This is a genomic window from Pelagibius litoralis (genome assembly GCF_011683915.1).
GTDB classification, from domain to species: domain Bacteria; phylum Pseudomonadota; class Alphaproteobacteria; order Kiloniellales; family Kiloniellaceae; genus Pelagibius; species Pelagibius litoralis.
In genome coordinates, this window is record NZ_JAAQPH010000008.1 from 116,835 (window position 1) to 136,267 (window position 19,433).

Genomic DNA, 19,433 nt, shown 5'->3' on the forward strand with positions numbered 1-19,433 from the left:
GGCGGCCGCGGCAGGCGCTACTGGCTCAACCAGCCAAGAACACGGTCTTCATTGTCCTTGACCCAGGCTTTCGCGTAGGCGTCAGCCTCTTGCTTCTCGATCACCAACGCATAAGTCATGGCACTGACCTCTTCGGTGGTCAGCTTCATGTTCGCCATGATGGCCGCTACCTCGGGAAAATCGGATTCCAGCGACTTCGCATAGTGAAGATGCAGGTAGGCCGTATCCCAAGCCATCGCGGCGGAGGACTTTTCAAGCCATGCGGGGTCATCGGTCGGCTGAAGCACATTCCACTTGGCCGCATCATAGGCCGGCTCTTCAAGGGCATGCAGTTCATGCAGGGCGAACACATAGTGCGGCGTATAGCAGAAACCGACCCAGGGCTGCTTTGCCTTGATCGCGGCGTCGAGATTGGCATAGGCCAGGGTCTCGTCCATTTCCGTCTGCACCATGGTCTCGTCATAGCCGTAGGAGCGCGCCCGGACCTTCTCGACAGAGGTCGAGGCCCAGCCCGGCGCACCGATCCAGACTTCACCCTTGCCGTCGCCGTCGGTATCGAACAGCGCCGCCTTGTCCGGATCCGTCAGATCGGTGATCGACTTGACGCCCATTTCATCGGCGACGAACTTCGGCACGCACATACCCTGAAACGCGGCAACGCCGTTTTCGTTCTTCACGACAGTGCCCTTTTCCTTCACGTAGGTGTCGTGAAGGTTCGACTGGTTCGGCAGCCAGACCTCAGGATGCGCATGCATCGATCCCTTGTCCATCGCTTCGAAAACGATCGGATTGGTGCCGTTCTGCAGCTCGACCGAAAGGCCGAGATTCTCTTCGATAGCCACCTTCAGAATGTTCGCCGTCGCATTGACCGAGGGCCAGTTCGGCACGCCGATCACCACGTCTGCCGCTTGTGCGGGGCCCGCCATCGTCAGGATGGCTGCCACCCCGACGCTCGAAAGTGCTTTATTGATTTTCATAGCCTCATACTCCTGCTCGTAGTTCGTTTTGTCGTTTCGTCCGGCATCCGTCGGTTTACCCGCTCTCAACCGTCCCCCAATTCACTCTGCCAATGCCGGGCCAACAGACTTCCCGGTCCGCCCGCCATCTCCGGCTATATCGCCGAAATTCCCTGTCCACCTCTACACAGTACTCCTCTACGCATAGAGCTTAACCGCGGCCGCCCTGGCTTTGGCCATGGCTTCGCGCAAGACAACCGCAATCGTATGACAATCCTCGTCGCTCAGCCATAGCGGCAGCCTGATGTCGCAAAGCTGATGCAGCAGCCGATCGGCATTGGGCAGACCACCGCCAGCGCCCTCGCCGAGATAGCGCCAGTGGTCGTGACGGCTGGTGAAGCCGACAGGATCTGCTGCGCCGAACCATTTGATGTGAACGCCGTGGGCAATGGCCTCATCGACGAAGAGCGCGATCTGCCTGTCGTCAAGCGACCGGTCGGCAACTGAGAACTGCAGCGAACTCGGTGCAAAATCCTCTTCAGCCGGCCGCTGCGGCAGAGAAATCCCCTCAATACCGGAGAGTTCGTCGGCCAGCACCGCATAGATCTGCCGCCAACGCGCATTGCGCTCGTCCAACAGGGGCAACTGCGCCCGCAGGAGGGCGGCCACCAGACCGGACATCCGCATGGAGCAGTTCGGCGTGGCGAAGCGATGACGCTCAAAGACCTCAAGCGGCGGGCGGGCGCGATGCTGGGCGTAGAGCATATAGCTGCCGGAGAGAAGAATGGCGCGTGCCGCCAGATCCTCGTCATCCGTCACGATCAGTCCGCCCTCGCCGGAATTGATGTGCTTGAAGGTCTGGGTGCTGAAGCAGCCCGCCTTGCCGAAACTGCCCGTCAGGCGGCCGTTCCAACCCGCCCCCATGGTATGGGCGCAGTCCTCGATCATGACGATCCCGTGGCGCGCGCAGAGCGCGGTTACCGCATCCATATCGGGAATATGGCCGCGCATATAGGAAAGCATGAGAAACCGCGCACCGCTCTCGGCGGCCTTGCGCTCCAGATCATCCAGGTCGGCAACAAGGCGCTTATCGATGTCGACCAGGACCGCCTGGGCGCCGGCGTGGGCAACCGCCCCGGGTACCGGCGCCAGGGTGAAAGCATTCACCAGAACCTTGTCGCCCGCCTCGACTCCCGCCGCCTTCAGCGCCAGAAACAGGGCGCAACCGCCGGAATTCACACCGACGCAGTACTTGCTGCCCATGTAGTCGGAAAATTCCTGCTCCAGCAATGCCGCTTCCGGAATGGTGTCGCGGTCTTCGCCGTAGCGGAACAGTCGGCCGTCGCGCATCAGTTTTACCGCCGCTTCGATGCCGGCCTCGGGGATCGGGTCGGGCGCGCTCAGATCGCCGCGGAAAACCGCGCCGCCATCCGGCTCAGAGCGCGCATCCGAAACTGTCATTGGGCCTTGGCCTCCGGTTCCAGCTTGAACACCTCGTCGGGAAAGTACTTGGCCAGGCGCACATCCCCGGTCATGGCATGGCCCTCCATGCCCTCAAGGCGCGAGATCCGGCTGGCAACTTGGGCGACACCGCGCGAAGCCCCTCTGGTCATTCGTTGATAGGTCAGTACCTTAACGAACTTCTGTGCGTTCAGGCCACCGGAATAGCGGCCGGCGCCACGGGTCGGCAGAATGTGATTGGGACCGGAGCACTTGTCGCCGAATGCCACCGTGGTCTCCTCGCCCAGAAACAACGAGCCGTAGTTCTTCAGCGAACGCAGCCACCAATCCAGATCTTCAGCCTGCACCTGCAGATGTTCCGGCGCATAGCGGTCGCAGACGGCGCAGGCCTCCTCGCGCGTATCGGTGAGGATAACCTCGCCGAAGTCCCGCCAGGCTGCCGTGGCCGAGTCACCGGAAAGACCGGGCAGTGCGGCGATGATGCCCGGCATCAGTTCGATCACCTTCTCGCCCAGTTCCCGGCTGGTGGTCGCCAGCCAGACCGGGGAGTCCGGTCCGTGTTCAGCCTGTCCGGCCAGATCCGCAGCGACGATCGCCGGGTCCGCCGTGTGGTCGGCGACCACCATCGATTCCGTCGGTCCGGCAATGACATCGATACCGACACGGCCGAACAGCATCCGCTTGGCCTCGGCAACAAAGCTGTTGCCAGGTCCGACGATGATATCGGCCGGGTGCCCGGTGAAGTGTCCATACGCCAGGGCCGCCACGCCCTGTACACCGCCGAGCGCCAGCACCCTGTCGGCACCGGAAAGCTTCATGGCGTAGAGGATCGCCGGATGGATGCGTTCCTCGCCCTTGGCCGGCGAGGTCGCAATGACGTTTTCAACGCCCGCCGTCTTGGCGGTACAGACGCTCATGATTGCCGAGGCTGCATGCGCATAGCGACCGCCCGGCACATAGCAGCCGGCGGTCGTCACCGGAATCAACCGCTGGCCGGTCATCAGACCGTCGAGCAGTTCGATTTCAAATTCCTGCTGGGAATCCCTCTGCCGCTGGGCAAAGTCGCGCACCCGCGCGTGCGCATAGCGCAGATCATCTTTCGTGGACTCGGGAAGCATCGCCTCGGCATCGCGAAACCAGTCCTCCGGCACAACGATATCGCCCTGCCAGGCATCCAGTTTCTGCGCAAACTCCCGGCTCTTGGCCTCACCGCCCGAGTCGAGCTCGGACAGCATCCCGGCAACGGTCTCCGTCGTCCTGGAGCCAGCCGCGTTGTCGCTGCCAGGCGCCTGCTTCAGGTAAACCTCGCCCATCGCCTATATGTCCCGTTTTGAGCTGCAATGCATTGCGGCTGCCGTCCCGGCCTTTGAAAGCGCTTTCAAATAACGCCCTTTTCATTAGGAGATCACATAGTTTAGCATCGAGTCAACCGGCAAGCGCCCACCCCGGGTTAGCCATTGTTTTGAAATGAAATTGGCTTTCTATGGCCACGGATTACGAAGGGATACAGGTTGCTTTGGGCCGAAACGCCAGCGCAGGGGCGTTGACGTGGCCGCCGGAATGGAAGGGCTTTCAAATTGAGCCGTAGGGAAACCACAACCCTGGAAGACGTTGCACGACTGGCGGGCGTATCGCCGGCAACGGTTTCACGCTGCATGAACCAGCCCCAATCGGTCAGGGCGGAAAAGCGGGTGCGCATCCAGGGCGCCATCGACCAGCTGGGCTATGTACCGAACGGCTCCGCGCGGGCCCTCGCCTCACGACGGTCCCGGATGATCGGCGCCATCCTGCCGTCGCTCGACAACATGCTGTTCGGCGGCCCGCTGGAGGCTTTTCAGAAAGAAGTCGGCAGCGCCGGCTATACCGTGGCGGTCGCCTGCTCGGAGTACGACCAGCAGCACGAGCGGGTTCACATCCGCAACTTCCTGGAAAGTCCTGTCGATGCGTTGCTGTTGGTCGGCGGGCACCGCGACCCCAACATCTATCGTCAGATCGAGCGCCAGGGCATTCCCTATGTGCTGACCTGGGTGTCCAGCGGCGACCGTGAAGAACACTGTGTCGGCTTCGACAATGCTGCCGCCTCTGCCGACCTGGTCGACTACCTGGTGTCCCTGGGCCATCGGCGCTTCGGCATGATCTCGGGCTTCACCGAACACAACGACAGGGCCGGCGCCCGGCTGGCCGGCGTCCGCAAAGCCCTCGCCCGGCATGACCTGTCGCTCGACGACGATCAGTTGCTGCACCGTCCCTTTGAGCCGGAGGCCGGGCGCGATGCCTTCCACATCCTGATGTCCGGCTCCAAACCGCCGACGGTCGTGATCTGCGGGGCCGAACCGCATGCCTACGGGGCGCTCTTCGAAGCCCGCGATATGGGCATCGATGTGCCGGGCCAGGTCTCGGTCACCGGTTTCGATGACATGTGGCTGGCAAGCCAGACCATGCCGACGCTCACAACCATCCGCACCCCGCGAGAGGAAATGGGCCGGCAGGCGGCGCATCACCTTCTCGCCCAGCTGCGCGGCGAACGCGTCGCCGCGCCCCGGCCGCTGGAAACGACCCTGGTGGTGCGGAAGTCGACAGCCGCGCCCCCGGAGCCCTTTCCCGGGCCGACAAAGGGCCTTAAGCGCGGACAAGGCTGAACGCCGGATCATAGAGGCAGATCTCGCCGACCCGCGCCGCTACCGCCTCGCCCAGAACCTCAACCGACAGCAGACTGCCGTCCTGGGCAAACGGTGGATCGACGAAGGCCAGGGCAAGGTTGCATCCGACACGGTGCCCCCAGCCGGCCGAGGTAACGCTGCCCACGACCCTGTCGCCTGAAAGGACGGAGTCCCCCGGCTGCGCCGGTGCCGAAGCGGTATCGAGGGTCATGGACACGAAACAGCGGCGCGGCCCGCTTGCCGCCATGTTTTCAAGCGCCGCTTTGCCAACGAAATCCTTGTCCCAACGCACGAAACGGTCGAGCGCGGACTCCAGCGGGTTGTACTCGGTGATCAGGTCCGCCTTCCAATGCCGAAAACCCTTTTCAAGGCGAAGGGATTCCGTGGCGTAGAGGCCGAAAGGCCGGATCCCGAAGGCTTGACCCGCCGCCCAGAGTTTCTGGAAAACCGCCGTGAGCTGTCCATTGGGAATGTGCAGTTCCCAGGCCAGTTCGCCCGAGAACGACACCGACATGGCCAATACCTCGGCATCGCCGACAGCGACCGGGCGGACCGACAGCCAGGGAAAGGCTTCCCGCGACCAGTCACAGCCCGGCGCGGCCTTGGCAAGAACATCGCGGCTGCGCGGCCCGGCGAGTACCAGGATCGAAAAGTCATCGGTCAGGTTTTCGAACCGGATCGAGCCATCAGCGGGAAGCCGCTCGCTCAGCCAATCCAGATCATGATATTCGGCCGCAGCCGCCGCGCCGTACCAGGCCCGGTCCGGCGCCAGCCTGGCGATGGTCGCTTCCGCTTTGATGTTGCCCTGCTCGTTCAGCAGATAGGTCAGGGCTACCTTGCCGGGCCGCCGCGGTAGCCGTGAACAGACAATACCGTCAAGCCAATCGTCCAGACCCTCGCCCGTAATCTCATAGCGGTTGAAGCCGGAGACCTCCATGATGCCGACGGCATTTTGAACCACCGCCACCTCTTGCGCGACGACATCGAAGGTATTGTTGAAGCGGAAGGAGTGCTGCTCTTCGAAATCCGGCGCCGGTTTGAAATAGAGCGCCCGCTCCCAGCCGTTCACCACGCCGAAGGCAGCCCCGATCCCTGCCAGAACGGGATAAAGCGGGGTTGTCTTCATCTCTCGCGCCGCCGGCCGGTACTCATGGGGCATGTGGAAGCGAAACTCGTTCTGATAGTCTTCCACCGCCTTCAACGCGGTGTAGTCCACCGTGGCGTGACGCGTGAAGCGCCGCGGATCGAGCGGCCAGGTGTCGTAACAGGCCTCCCCCCGCACCATCATCTGCGCCAGCAGCCAGCCGTGTCCCCCACCCTCGCCCAGGCCGGCCCGCAGACCGGTGATGCACCAGGCATTGCGCTTGCCCGGTATCTTCCCGACCAGTGGCAGACCGTCCGGCGTATAGGTGATCGGCCCATTGATCACCGAGTGAATACCGGCCTCCATCAGACAGGGAAGACGCCGGAAGGTCCCTTCCATGGTGTCGATACAACGGTCCAGATCGTCAGGGCAGAGCGCGTTGGTAAAGTTCGGGTCGATGCCATCCAGTCCCCAGGTCTTGCAGCCCTGCTCGTAGAACCCGACCAGCAGGCCCTGCTTCTCCTGACGGGAGTAGAAATCATCGGCCGGACAGCGCAGCAGCGGCACCCTGAAGTCCAGTTCCGCGATCTCGGGGATCGGCTCGGTCAAGAGGTACTGATGCTCCATCGAGGCGACCGGCAGTTCGACCCCCATCATGGCGCCAATCTCGTTGCAGCGGTATCCGCCGGCGTTGACGATCATCTCGCAGTGGATGTCACCTTTATCCGTGTGGACGATCCACTCACCGTCCGGTTTTTCAGTCAAGGCAGTGACCGGCGTGTGCCGGTAGATCTCCGCGCCGGCCTTGCGGGCGCGCCGCGCCAGGGCCTGGCAGAGCTGGGCCGGATCAATGTCCCCATCAAGCGGATCCCAGAGCGCGCCCAGCAGATTGTCGGTGGTGATCAGCGGGTGGCGGCGCCGGCATTCCGCCGGATCGAGAAGCTCGAAGTCGACCCCCATCCCCTTGGCCAGCGAGATGAAATGACGATAGCCGTCGAGGTGATCCTGGGTCGAGGCCAGACGCAGTCCGCCGGTCGCGTGATGGTAGTTGATCGGATAGTCCGGATCCTCGGCCAACTCCTTGTAAAGCCGGATCGAATGGCTTTTCAGCCCGACCATGACCTGATTAGCACCGAAGTTGGTGACCTGGGCGGCAGAGTGCCAGGTGGTGCCGGAAGTCAGCTCGTCGCGTTCCACCAGAACCACGTCGCGCCAACCTTCTTCGGTCAGGTGATAGAGCGCGCTGCAGCCGCCGATACCACCGCCGATCACCACAACCCGGGCCTGCGATTTCATGGTCCCAAACTCCCTCAAAGCGATCCGGCTCAGCCGCTTTTTCGTTCAACCTCCGTTCAACATGCGCGCTCAAAGAAACTGATTTAATTGCTAAATCTCAGATTAAGGAAAATCGCATTACCGCTTCGATTTTCCTTAACATGAGAGTTCACGCCCTGCAGCCAGCCGCCAATTCAGGCAGACTGAGACCCGGGACCCAACGGCAAGGGGAATGGGAGAGAGGGGGCATGACCTCCGAGGAAACCAGGATCGGGCGCCGCGGTCGTGGCAGGGCCGCCCGTGTTGCCGCGCGCTCGGCGCCGGAAGCCGAGGTCGATCCCTGCCCTCCCGGCCAGACCGGCGGCAGCTACCGGCCTTTGCCGGACTCCGATCTGAAAACCATCTGTGCCGAGGCCTTTCGGGTGCTCGAGGAAATCGGCATGGGCGAGGTGCCTATCATCGTACGGGACAAGGCGCTGGGGTCCGGCGCACAACTGAATGACGCAGGCCGTCTCTGCTTTCCCCGACCGATGGTCGAAGACATCATTGCCGGGGCCGCCAAACGCTTCGTCTATCACGGTCGCGACCCCCGGCATGACTTTGAGATCGGTGGCGACAAGGTCTACTTCGGCACCGGCGGCGCCGCGGTTCAAACCCTCGACCGTCAGACCGGGCTCTACCGGCCCTCGACCCTGGCGGACCTCTACGACTTCACCCGGTTGATCGACACCCTGGCCAATGTCAGCTGGTTCACCCGCTGCTGTGTGGCGACCGACATTCCCGACAACTTCGATCTGGACGTGAACACCGCCTACGCCCTGCTGGCGGGCACCACCAAACCCGTCGGCACCTCCTTCACCCAGCCGGACTACGTGGCGCCTGTCATCGAGATGTTCGACATGGCCCTCGGCGGCGCCGGCAGATTCCGCGAGCGGCCCTTCTGCAAGGCCCACATCAGTCCGGTGATCTCGCCCCTGCGCTATGGCGAGGATGCCGTCGGCGTCACCCTGGAATGTATCCGTCTGGGCGTTCCCATCAACGCCATCATCGCCGCTATGTCCGGCGCCACGGCGCCGGCGACGCCCGCCGGTTTCCTGGTTCAATCCACCGCCGAGACCTTGGCGGCCCTTATCCTGGTGAACCTCTTTGCGCCGGGCTATCCGATGATCTTTTCCAACTGGCCGCTGGTCATCGATCTCAGGACCGGGGCTTTCTGCGGCGGTGGCGGCGAGATCAGCGTGATGAACGCCGCCTCGGGCCAGATCGGCCGCCACCTCGGCCTGCCCTGCGGCGTCGCCTGCTCGATGTCCGATGCGAAAGCCGTAGATGCCCAGATGGGTATGGAAAAGGCGCTCTCCGCCCTCGCCGCCGGGCTCGGCGGCGCCAACATGATCTATGAATCCGCGGGCATGATGGCGAGCCTGCTGGGCGCCTCCTTCGAGGCCTTCGTCGCCGACGACGAAATGCTGAGCCACGTGCATCGCACCATCAGGGGTATCGAGGTGAACGCGGAAACCCTGGGCTTCGAAACCATCCGCGAGGCGGTCGCCGGTGAAGGCCACTTCCTTGGCGCCCCCCAGACCATGGCTGCGATGCAGCGCGACTACTTCTATCCAAATCTGGCCGACCGCAACGAACCCCAGACCTGGGCCGAGGCTGGCGCCCACGACCTCATGACACGCGCCAGAACCCGCTGTGACGGCATTCTCTCAAGCCACTATCCGGCCTATATCGACCCGGCTGCCGATGCTGCGATCCGCGACCGTTTCAACATTCTGCTGCCGCGGGCGCGGATGCAGCCGGCCTAGCCGGCTCGGCCAGAATCTCGAACAGCTCCTCCGGCATCGGCGCAAAACGGCTGAGGCCCGGCACCACGGTCTCTTCCAGCAGGCCCCGGATCAACGCGGCGACCGTCACCGGCAGACCGCCCAGCTCGCCGCGGCGCGCAACCAGATAGACCGAGCGCGTGAGACGGGTGAAGGGCGACGGCAGAATTTCCACTTCATCCGAGAAGCGCGCGCTATCCAGAATGTTGAGAGGCGTACCCAGAGTCCATCCGCCGACCATCGCCACCATGGCGAGGATCGAACGGGAAGCCTCAAAGGAAAAGCGGCGTTCGGCGGAGAAACGATGGCGCCGCAGATGCTGCTCCACGAGGCGCCCGATCGGCATCTTCTCATGATGGTGGACGAAGGGCTTCTGCTGCAGCTGCGCCAAAAGAGGCGCTTCGCCGTCAAGCACTCCCCGCGCCGCAACCAAAGCGAAGGTTTCCGCCAGCAAAGGCAGAACGTCGTAGCTCGAAGGATCTTCCGGCGGCAGCCCGGTGATCGCGATGTCCGCCTCCCGGCGGACGAAGAGGTCGGTGATGGAGTCCGAGCGGCCGGAAACGGTGCTGAAGGCGGTGGTCGGATGGGCACCGTGCAAGGCATTGATCAAACGGGGTGTGATGGAAGCGTCAAAATCGTCGATGACGGCAAAACGCAGCTGCGGCAAAGATGAAAGGTTCAACTCCATCATCTGGGCCTGTGCTTCGGCCACCGCCATCAACACCTTGCGGGCATGGCTGAGCAGAAGAGCGCCGGCGGGGGTGGGGCGGATCGGGCGTTCCGAGCGGTCCAGCAAGCGGGTGCGGGCAAAGCTCTCCAGGTTGGCGATCTGCTGAGACACCGCCGCTGCGCTGGCGCCCAGGCGTTCCGCCGCTCTGGCCATGGAGCCAGCCTCGTCCACGGCGACCAATACCCGCAGCGCACGGATGGAAACATCAAGCGGGCCGTCCGGGTTCACAGGCATCTTTCCGACCTCCTCTGACTTAAGCACAACTTACGGCTCCCATAAGCAGCATTTAAGCATAGGCTTCCTTCCCTCCGACACGCCAGGGGTCTCTCAGAAGCCAGAACAGGCCGCTGGCCAAAGGGCGAAAAAGGCCTTGGGGAACCAGAATGCGCCTGATAGGTCCAGATGGCGGCATCCCAGCCGCCCAAGTTGCAAGGGAAACGAGAGAGATGACACGGCAGCCCAACATCCTCGTTCTGATGGTCGACCAGATGACGGGCACCCTCTGTCCGGACGGGCCGGCGGACTTTCTCCACACGCCCAACCTGAAGGCGCTTGCAGAGCGCGCCCGGCGCTTCGCCAATTGCTACACGCCCAGCCCGCTCTGCCTGCCGGCGCGGGCCTCCTTCATGACCGGGCTGCTGCCCTCGCGCACAGGGGTCTACGACAATGCTGCCGAGTTCGCCGCCAGCCTGCCCACCTTCGCCCACTACCTAAGGCGCGCCGGCTACCGCACCGTGCTCAGCGGTAAGATGCACTTCGTCGGCCCCGACCAGTTGCACGGTTTCGAGGAGCGTCTCACCACCGATATCTATCCGGCCGATTTCGGCTGGACGCCCGACTACCGTAAAGCCGGCGAGCGGATCGACTGGTGGTATCACAACCTGGGTTCGGTGACCGGAGCCGGCGTCGCGGAAACCACCAACCAGCTGGAGTTCGACGACGAGGTGGCCTTCCACGGCGAAGCCGAGCTTCTTCGCCTGGCCAGAGGCCGCGATCCCCGCCCATGGTGCCTGACCGTCAGTTTCACCCACCCGCACGACCCCTATGTCGCCCGGCAGCGGTTCTGGGATCTTTACGAAGACTGCCCGGCCTTGATGCCGGGTGTGCCGGCCATGCCCTTCGAGTCACAGGACCTGCACAGCAAACGGATCTTAGAGGCGAACGACTTTCGGAACTTCGACATTACACAGGACCAGATCGCCCGGGCGCGCCGCGCCTACTTCGCCAACATCTCCTACCTGGATGAGAAAATCGGCCGGCTCCTCGACACCCTGCAGCGCTGTGGCATGAGCGACGATACGGTGGTGGTGTTCTGCTCCGACCACGGCGACATGCTGGGCGAGCGCGGTTTATGGTTCAAGATGAGCTTCTTTGAGGGCTCGGCGCGGGTCCCGCTGATGATCGCCGGGCCGGGCTTCAGCGCCGGGCGGGTGGATACGCCGGTCTCGGCCCTCGACATCGCGCCGACCCTGACCGAACTCGCCGGTATCGCGCCGGACGGGATCATCACCGGGCTCGACGGCCAATCCCTATTGTCCCAGGAGCAGCGAAGGCCGGTTCTCATGGAGTACGCGGCCGAGGGTTCCTACGCCCCCATGGTTTCCATCCGCGATGGCCGCTTCAAGTTCAATCACTGCGAATTGGACCCGCCGCAGCTCTTCGATCTGGAAGCGGACTCTCAGGAATTGACCAACCTTGGCGATGACCCGGCCCAGGCCGGCAGGGTGGCCGGCTTCATGGCCCGGGTTCGGGCGCGTTGGGATATGCAGCGCTTCGATGCGGAGGTGCGGGAAAGCCAGGCACGCCGTTGGATCGTCTATGAGGCGTTACGCCAGGGCCGCTACCAGCCCTGGGACCACCAACCGGACACCAAGGCCGCGGATCGCTTCATGCGCAACCACATGGACCTGAATGTGGTCGAGGAAGAGGCGCGCTTCCCCTAGGCCGGCAAAAAAAAGCAGAGGCGTCGGATCAGCCTCGAGCGCGTTTCTCATGAACCCCGCCGAGGCTCGAGAACCGGATAGGCCGCCGTCGACAGGTGAGAATTGATACGGCGAAAGTCCCGCAGGATATCGAGATGCAGGACAGAAGTATTCATCGACTCGACCCGGCCCTCATTGAGCCGCTGAAAGTGCTGTCTGTTGGATTCTTCGACCCGCTCGCGGTAACGGCGTTTTTCGATCAGCAACTGCTCGGCCAACTCTCCGTCCTCTGTCAGGAAAACGTCGAGAGCCAGCTTGAAATTGCCGACGAGTTCTTCATGGAGCCTCAAAATCTCCGCCCAGCCCTCGGGCGAGAACTCTTCTTCCGCCAGCTTACGATTGCCCGCCAGATCCATCAGGTTGTGGTCGACGATGTCACCGATGTGTTCAAGGTTGGTGCTGAATTCGAAGATCGCACCAGCGCGCGCCGCCTGCTCCGCCGTCAGACGTTCACGTGTGATCATGGCGACGAAGAGGATGACCTCTCTGTGCAGAGAATCCACAATTTCGTCGCGTTGTCGGATAACACGGATCAGTCGTTTATCGCGAAACGCTTCAATGGTGTCGTTCAGCATCTGATGAACGGCTTCGGCCGCCCGCAGCACCTCGCGCGAGCAGTTGGCCAGGGCCCGCTCGGGGCGCTCCAGGTCCGCTTCACGCAGATAGATCGGTGCGCGGGCATCCGTCTGATCGGTCACCGGCTCCATCGGCCTCACCCGGGCAACGCCCTTGCATATCGTCTCGACAAAAGGCAGGCAGACCAACACCAGAAGCGCGTTGAACGACAGATGAAAAAGCACCACCGAAGTTTCCGCCGGCAAGCCGAGTTCGCCGACCAACCTCGCCAGCTGGCGCGCAAAGGGCGCAAGGGCAACGGCACCTGCCATCCTCAGGACAAGATTGGCCAGGGGGGTCACCCTGCCCTCCCAGCCCTCACCCCAACTGGCGATCAGAGCCGGCGCACCGGAAGCCAGATTGACGCCGAGGACCAGCGCGAAGCCGGCCTCGATCCCAATCAGCCCCTGCGCCGCAAAACTGGCCACCAACAGCACGGTGGCCAGGCTGGAATAAGTCGCCACCGTCAGCACCGCCCCCATCAGCACCGCCAACGCCAGATCTTCACCCAACGCCGTGAGGATCAGGCCGACGGTTTCAGATGATTTCAGTTCCTGCGTCGCCCCGGAAATCAGCGACAGCGCCAGCAGAACGAAACCCAGCCCCAAGGCGAAGCGCCCGAGGTTGCGATGGGTCTTACTGGAGGTGATCATGAAAACGGCAACACCGACCATGATCAAAAAAGGCGATAGAGCAGATACGTCCTGGGACAACACCACCGCGGCGACGGCCGAGCCCACATCCGATCCCAGCGCCGCGGCAAGGCCGAGCGCCACCGCCAACTTTCCACGGGAAACAAACCCTGAGACCATGGTAACGACCGCGGTCCCCGATTGCAGCGCCGCAGCGGTTCCCACACCGAACAGCAGGGCCGAGAAACGATTGCCCGCGACCTTCCCAAGAGCGCGCTCAAGCTGAGAGGGAAAGGCCCGCTCCAGCGCGGTTCGCACCGTGCGAACGCCCCAAACGAGAAGCGCAACGGCGCCCAAAAGTGCGAGAAGTGTCTGCATGGGTTAGACTGAGCGCCGGTACTGGCCTGCAGCAGGCAGTCCTGGAATCGCTGCGCAGACCGACCGACAGGTCAACGCGCACAAGATGGCCGGACACTGCCAAGCCCAGCCCAAATGTCTGGTATCGCTCAAAATTTCCCCAGTTAGTGTTAGAACCGCGAATCTAGAAGTAACCCCTAATACTAAGATATCGCGGTATATCGGCCAAGCCGTGCTTTTGCCTCTCCATAATCGCGCCGTAAGCGACTCATCTGAGGTGCCGCGCCGAATACGGCGCAGGCCCACTCATCCAGAGATTTTGTGAAAAGGCCGGGCGAGGCATTGACCTGTCGAGCCAGACGGTTCGGTGCTGACTCCTCACACTCGGCCGGCCGATTGCCGGATCAAGCGGTCAGATCGATCCAGATGGTCTTGAGTTCCGTGTATTGCTCGTGGGCGTGGATGCCGTTGTCTCGGCCACCGAAACCCGATGCCTTGAAGCCACCGAAGGGGGTCGAGATCTCGCCCTCGGAATAGGCGTTCACACCGACCGTTCCCGCCTTCAGTTTGCGCGCGAAGCGGTGAGCCTTGGAGATGTCTTTGCTGTAGAGCGTCGCAGCCAGGCCGTATTGCGTCTGATTGGCGAGCTCGATCGCATGCTCGTCGCTTTCGGCCCGCGTCACGCCAACCACCGGACCAAAGATCTCCTTCTGGAAGATCTCCATTTCCGCGGTGACCTCGGCAAACACCGTGGGCCTGAACAACATCCCACCCGCGCCTTCGCCGCCTTTCACGACCCGCGCGCCCTGCGCCTTGCCGCTTTCGACAAGACCCGACACCTTGGCGAAATGCTCCTCGCTGACGAGGGGGCCGTTCTGCGTCTCCGGGTCAAGCTGATCGCCCAGCTTCCACGCCGAAGCCTGTTGCGCCATCTCGGCCACAAGCTCGTCGTAGACATCCTTGTGGGCGATGATCCTGCTGTTGGCCGTGCAGTTCTCGCCCATGTTCCAGAAGATCGCGTTGGCCTGAATCTCGGCGATACGGGCGATGTCGGTGGCATCGCTCAGCACCACGGCGGCGCTCTTGCCGCCCATCTCGAGGCAGACCTCCTTGAGGTTGCTCTGCGCCGAGTATTCAAGGAACCGCCGCCCCACGTCGGTCGACCCGGTGAAGGTGAGCGCGTCCACGTCCATGTGCCGTCCGAGCGGCTCGCCCGCCTCGGGGCCCATCCCGGTGACGACATTCAATACGCCCGGCGGCACGCCGGCCTCCAGCGCCAGCTCCGCCATGCACAGCGCGGTGAGGCTGGTCTGCTCGGCCGGTTTCACCACGACCGAATTGCCGGTGGCAAGCGCCGGGCCGATCTTCCAGGCCATCATCAGGAGCGGAAAGTTCCACGGCAAAACGGCCGCGACGACGCCGATGGGCTCGCGCACGATCAGACCGACGGCGTCCGGCGACGTGGGCGCGATCTGGTCGTAGAGCTTGTCCTGCGCCTCACCGTGCCAGCGGATGCAGTTGGCGGTTTCCGGCACATCGACAGAAAGGCAGTCGGCCACGGGTTTGCCCGCATCCATCGCCTCCATCACCGCGAGCTCCTCCAGGTCGGCCATGATCAGGTCCGCGAAGGTCGACAGAACGGCCTTGCGCTCGGAGGGGTGCTTTCCCGACCACACGCCCGCCTCGAAGCTGCGGCGGGCCGCGGCGACGGCAGCATCCACATCTGCGGCCCCGCAAGCCGGCAGGACCGCGATCACCGCGCCGGAATAGGGGTTGCGCGTCTCGAAAGTCGCGCCGTTGATGGCGGGCTTGAGGGTCCCGTCGATGAAGGTGCCGCTGGGCAGCCGGAGCCCATTGGCGATGGAAGCATATGCGTTCATGGTCACCTCTCTTGGATCGGCGGTTGTCAGATCTTCGGGCGCGCGAAGCATCGAGGTCTGGTCATGGCCTAAATCCCCACCCGGTCGAGCATGCGAAAAGCGGCGACCGTGGCGCCAAGCGCGATGCGGCGGAAGCGGTGAAACGGGATGGGCCTGGCGGCGGTGATCGGGAAATCGAGCTCGGCCCCGGGGCGGCCCTGCGCCCATTCCGCAAGGACCCGGCCCATCGCCGTCGCCATGCCGACGCCGCGCCCGTTGTAACCGAGGCCGGCCATGACCCGCGGCGCGATCAGGTGCAGGCCCGGCGCGTGGTCGCGGGTCAGCGCCACGTCGCCACCCCAGGCGTAGCGCCACCGAACCCCCTCGAGTTGCGGGTAGAGCCGCACCGCCGCCTCGCGCAACGCCGCCTGGCGCTTTCCGATCGAGCCGTCCCCCAAGGCGCCACGCCCACCCATGACAAAGCGGCCCGCGTCGTCCTTGCGGAAATAGAGGAGCAGCCGGCGCGTATCCGAGGGCGCATGACCTTCAGGCAGGATCGTGCGCCTTAATTTGTCGCTCAGCGGCTCCGTTGCCACCTGGACAGAGGTGACCGGAATAACGCTTTGGCCCAGCGGCGCGGCTAGGCCACCGGTATAGGCATTCGTACATATGAGGGCCGCGCGCGCCGTTACCCTGCCTTCAGGCGTCGACACCGTCACACTGTCGTCTGTCGACTGGACGCCGCTCACGCGGCTGTGCCCATGGATACGCGCGCCTGCACGCTCGGCCGCCTCGGCGAGCCCCAGGGCGTAGTTGAGCGGATGCAGGTTGCCGCCGCGCCGGTCGATCAGTCCGCCGGGATAGGCCCGGGTACCCAGAAGCCGCTCCATCTCATCGGCATCGAGCGCGTCGACTACTGCACCGCGGTCTCGCCATTGCCGCCCAATCTCCTGCAACGTCGCCAAGGCCTTCGGCGTGGTGGCGGCCCGGATCCAGCCGCAACGCGACGCAGCGCACTGGATGCCATGGCGCGCGATCAGGTCGAAAACGAGGTCTCCTGCCCCGCCCGACATCGCCACCATCCGGCGGCCGAGATCAGGGCCGAACCGCGCCTCGGTTTCCTCCGGCGTGGCCTTGAGGCCCGGGTTGACCTGCCCGCCATTGCGGCCCGAAGCCCCCCAGCCTGGTGTCTCGGCCTCGAGCAGCACCACCGACTTGCCCGCCTCTGCCAGATGCAGCGCCGCCGAAAGCCCGGTGAAGCCACCGCCGATCACCACCGTATCGGCCTCTGCCTCGCCATGAAGCGGCGGGCGTTCGGGGGACGGGTTGGCCGTTGCCGCCCACAGGCTGTCGGCCAGCGCCGCGCGTTCGTTGGCGATCATGCCCATCAGGTCACGCCGCCCGCGGCGTTGCCGCCGGCGAACAGATGAAGAGTACGAGAGGTTCGGTGCTGTTCGGGTCGCCCGCGGCCTCGCGCTCGAGGAAGTCGATGGCCACGACTTCGTGCTCGGTCATGCATTCCAGCACGGGCAGGTCAGCCGCCGGGGCCATACCCTCCAGCGCCTTGAAGTCATCTATGTATTTCGGATAGGTGGCCCGCATGTACGCGATCATCCCGGCCCAGTCCTGTGGACCGGCATCGGCGTCCGCGCGGCCCATCGCCTCAAGCTCCGCGCGGCTTCGCGGCTGAAGGCCGTAGCGTTCGATCAGCGGGCGTACGATTGCCGCCGTATGCCGTTCGACCTCGGCCAGAAGAATCATTTTTTCCTTCTGTCTGGCGACCGGCAGGCGGTCGGCCAGCGCGCGGAAATATGACTGGCCCGCAAGCTCTTCCTCATAGTACTGAAGAAGCTTGGCGAGATAGGCCGCATCCGCGGTCGCCGCGGGCACCATCGTGGCAGGCGTGACCTCAGGCACCCTTTGCCCGGTCGCCGATACGGCGCCGACATCCGGCCGGTCGTGCCTGAGCGGCATGTCGATGTCGACCGGGGCATCGGTCTCGAGCGCATAGCTGTGGCCGGCATAGACCGCGGCTGCGATGATCGCCGGAGCCTCGCAATCACCGATCCGCTTGAGCGTAAAAGGCAGCTTGCCGGCATCGCCGCCGGCCCGCGCGAGAATCTCGTGATAGAGGTCGTCGCACGGCGCGCGCTGGGTGACCAGAACCGTGCCGGTGGCGGGCACCTGCCGCTCGGCGCCGGTATATTCGCAAGCAAGGGTCGCGGCTTCGCCGTCGAAGGCGGTCAGGCTGTGGGCGGTGACGATCTCTATGCCCAGTTCCATCAGCCGGGTGCGGATGCGCCAGCGTTCCGAGGTGTTTTCCGCCCATTCCGAGACGCTGTCGGCCTCGGTCACATAGGTCACGGGCAGGCCCTTGGCGCGCAGCCGTTCGGCAATCACGCCGGCCATATAGTAGTTGTCCCCGTCGAAAACGACCGTGGGGCCCGAGGGCAGCCGACCGGACATGATGTCGTCGGGGATGAGAACCTCGGCACCATCGATCGCGACCGGCACGTAGGTCTTGCCGTCGAAGCGGTCGCGCCGCCAGGTTGCCCCGGTGGCGATGGCAACGTGATCGGCCTCGACCGCAAAGACATCCTCCGCCGAGAGCGCGCTTTCGCGGAAGATCTCGACATTGGGCATCTTCAGAAACTGCTGTTCGCGGTAGTCGCGCACGCGGATGTATTCGCTCATCCCCGGCAACGAGGCTTCACGCGTCACGCGCCCGCCAAGCTCGCGCGTGGCTTCGGCCAGCATCACCTGATAGCCTCGGGCGCCGAGAGCGCGCGCGGCCTCGAGCCCCGCCGGGCCCGCCCCGACGATCAGCACCCGCGCGTCCGAGCCCTTCGTCGGCACCTTCTCGGGGTGCCAGCCCTTGCGCCATTCCTCGCCCATGGTGGGGTTCTGCGTGCAGCGGACCGGCACGCCCAGGCTGTCGCCCGAATAGCAGATGTTGCACCCGATGCATTCCCGGATGTCCTCCGGACGGCCTTGCTCGATCTTCTTAGGCAGGAACGGATCGGCGATGGAGGGACGCGCGGCGCCGATCAGATCGGTAATCCCCCGGCGGATCTGGCTGACCATCGTATCGGGCGAGGTGAAGCGGCCCACCGTCACCACGGGCTTCGTCGTCACCGACTTGACCCAGGACATATAGGGTTCGAGCGCGCCTTCCTTGGTGAAGCGCGACACACCCATCTCCAGCGTGTAGTCGGCAATGTTGATGTCCCAGAGGTCGGGCAGTTCGGCAAGCAATTCGAACATCTCTCGCCGCTCGCCGTGCGCGGGTACGCCGTCCTCGCCGATGGTCTCGTCGGCCTTGAAGCGCACCGCGACGCCGCAACGGTCACCCACGGCATCCTTGGTTTCCTCGATCAACTCGCGCGTCAGCCGCACGCGGTTTTCCAGCGATCCGCCGTATTCGTCGCTGCGGGAGTTCGTCCGGGGGTCGAGGAAATTGGCCACGAGATAACCGTGCGTGGCATAGACATAGACGATGTCGAACCCGGCGTCCCGCGCCCGGATGGCGGCCTTCCGATGCCAGCGGCGCAGGTTGCGGATGTCGGTCTTGTCCATCGCGCGGGTCTGGAAGGGATGGCCCGCAAGGTTTGGCAGGCTCGCCACATCCATCGAGACCAACCGGGTGTAGTGGTTCGAGCTTCGCGCGCCGCCGAACCAAAGCTCGGCCCCCGCGAGTGCACCGTGTTCATGAACCGCGTCCGTCATCAGGATGTGCGCGCGGATATCGCTGTCGTCCCAGAGCGATGCCGAGACATGGGGCAGGTCATCCGACGCGGGATGAATCGAATTGTACTCGGTACAGACAACGCCCCAGCCACCCTCGGCCTTCACCCCGCGCATCGCCGCCAGGGTCTGCGGCCGCAGGTATCCCATGCCGGTGCAATGAGGTACCTGATAGAAGCGGTTCTTCGCGGTGACGGGGCCGATCTTCACCGGCTCGAAGAGGATGTCGTATCTCGGATCGCGGGCCACGGG

The 19,433-nt window shown here is 64.0% G+C and carries 12 protein-coding genes; 3 read left to right on the top strand and 9 right to left on the bottom strand.

Annotated features, from left to right (window positions below; translation table 11 throughout):
- Nucleotides 1–17 precede the first annotated feature (17 nt).
- The 3 genes from HBA54_RS12130 to hisD form a co-directional block, all read right to left on the bottom strand.
- Complete coding sequence (locus HBA54_RS12130; RefSeq protein WP_167224826.1) at nt 18–977, bottom strand: ABC transporter substrate-binding protein; 960 nt, start codon at nt 975–977, stop codon at nt 18–20.
- A 177-nt stretch (nt 978–1,154) separates the two neighbouring features.
- Nucleotides 1,155–2,417 (bottom strand): DegT/DnrJ/EryC1/StrS family aminotransferase, encoded by a 1,263-nt coding sequence (locus HBA54_RS12135; protein ID WP_167224828.1) that lies wholly within the window; start codon nt 2,415–2,417, stop codon nt 1,155–1,157.
- Entirely contained in the window at nt 2,414–3,730 is a 1,317-nt protein-coding gene (gene hisD / locus HBA54_RS12140; RefSeq protein ID WP_167224830.1) for a histidinol dehydrogenase, read from the bottom strand. The genes HBA54_RS12135 and hisD overlap by 4 nt, the downstream gene beginning before the upstream one ends.
- Before the next feature lie 264 nt (nt 3,731–3,994).
- Between hisD and HBA54_RS12145 the strand changes: the two genes are divergently transcribed.
- Nucleotides 3,995–5,056 (top strand): LacI family DNA-binding transcriptional regulator, encoded by a 1,062-nt coding sequence (locus HBA54_RS12145; RefSeq protein WP_167224832.1) that lies wholly within the window; start codon nt 3,995–3,997, stop codon nt 5,054–5,056.
- On the opposite strand, the gene HBA54_RS12150 is transcribed toward HBA54_RS12145, so the two are convergent.
- A complete protein-coding gene (locus HBA54_RS12150; protein WP_167224834.1) occupies nt 5,037–7,457 on the bottom strand; it encodes an FAD-dependent oxidoreductase in 2,421 nt (806 codons plus the stop codon). The two genes, HBA54_RS12145 and HBA54_RS12150, sit on opposite strands and share 20 nt — an antisense overlap.
- 227 nt (nt 7,458–7,684) lie before the next feature.
- Here HBA54_RS12150 and HBA54_RS12155 point away from each other — a divergent pair, with 227 nt between their 5' ends.
- Nucleotides 7,685–9,244, top strand: a complete 1,560-nt coding sequence (locus HBA54_RS12155; protein ID WP_167224836.1) for a trimethylamine methyltransferase family protein — start codon at nt 7,685–7,687, stop codon at nt 9,242–9,244.
- Here the strand turns inward: HBA54_RS12155 and HBA54_RS12160 are convergent.
- The gene (locus tag HBA54_RS12160; RefSeq protein WP_167224838.1) at nt 9,204–10,226 is read right to left on the bottom strand and encodes a LysR family transcriptional regulator; all 1,023 of its coding nucleotides are present in this window, start codon (nt 10,224–10,226) and stop codon (nt 9,204–9,206) included. The genes HBA54_RS12155 and HBA54_RS12160 overlap by 41 nt on opposite strands.
- 212 nt (nt 10,227–10,438) lie before the next feature.
- Here HBA54_RS12160 and betC point away from each other — a divergent pair, with 212 nt between their 5' ends.
- Nucleotides 10,439–11,935 carry a choline-sulfatase gene (gene betC / locus HBA54_RS12165; RefSeq protein WP_167224840.1) on the top strand — a complete coding sequence of 499 codons (1,497 nt, stop codon included), beginning with the start codon at nt 10,439–10,441 and terminating at the stop codon, nt 11,933–11,935.
- 47 nt (nt 11,936–11,982) lie between these two features.
- Here the strand turns inward: betC and HBA54_RS12170 are convergent, their stop codons facing one another.
- From HBA54_RS12170 to HBA54_RS12190, 4 genes are all read right to left on the bottom strand, one after another.
- Entirely contained in the window at nt 11,983–13,599 is a 1,617-nt protein-coding gene (locus HBA54_RS12170; protein ID WP_167224842.1) for a Na/Pi cotransporter family protein, read from the bottom strand.
- 383 nt (nt 13,600–13,982) lie between these two features.
- Nucleotides 13,983–15,458, bottom strand: a complete 1,476-nt coding sequence (locus HBA54_RS12175) for an aldehyde dehydrogenase (protein WP_167224844.1) — start codon at nt 15,456–15,458, stop codon at nt 13,983–13,985.
- Between the two features lie 68 nt (nt 15,459–15,526).
- Entirely contained in the window at nt 15,527–16,825 is a 1,299-nt protein-coding gene (locus HBA54_RS12180; protein ID WP_240932646.1) for an NAD(P)/FAD-dependent oxidoreductase, read from the bottom strand.
- Between the two features lie 4 nt (nt 16,826–16,829).
- On the bottom strand, nt 16,830–19,430 hold the full coding sequence (locus tag HBA54_RS12190) for an oxidoreductase (protein ID WP_205944602.1): 2,601 nt from the start codon (nt 19,428–19,430) through the stop codon (nt 16,830–16,832).
- Nucleotides 19,431–19,433: the final 3 nt, after the last annotated feature.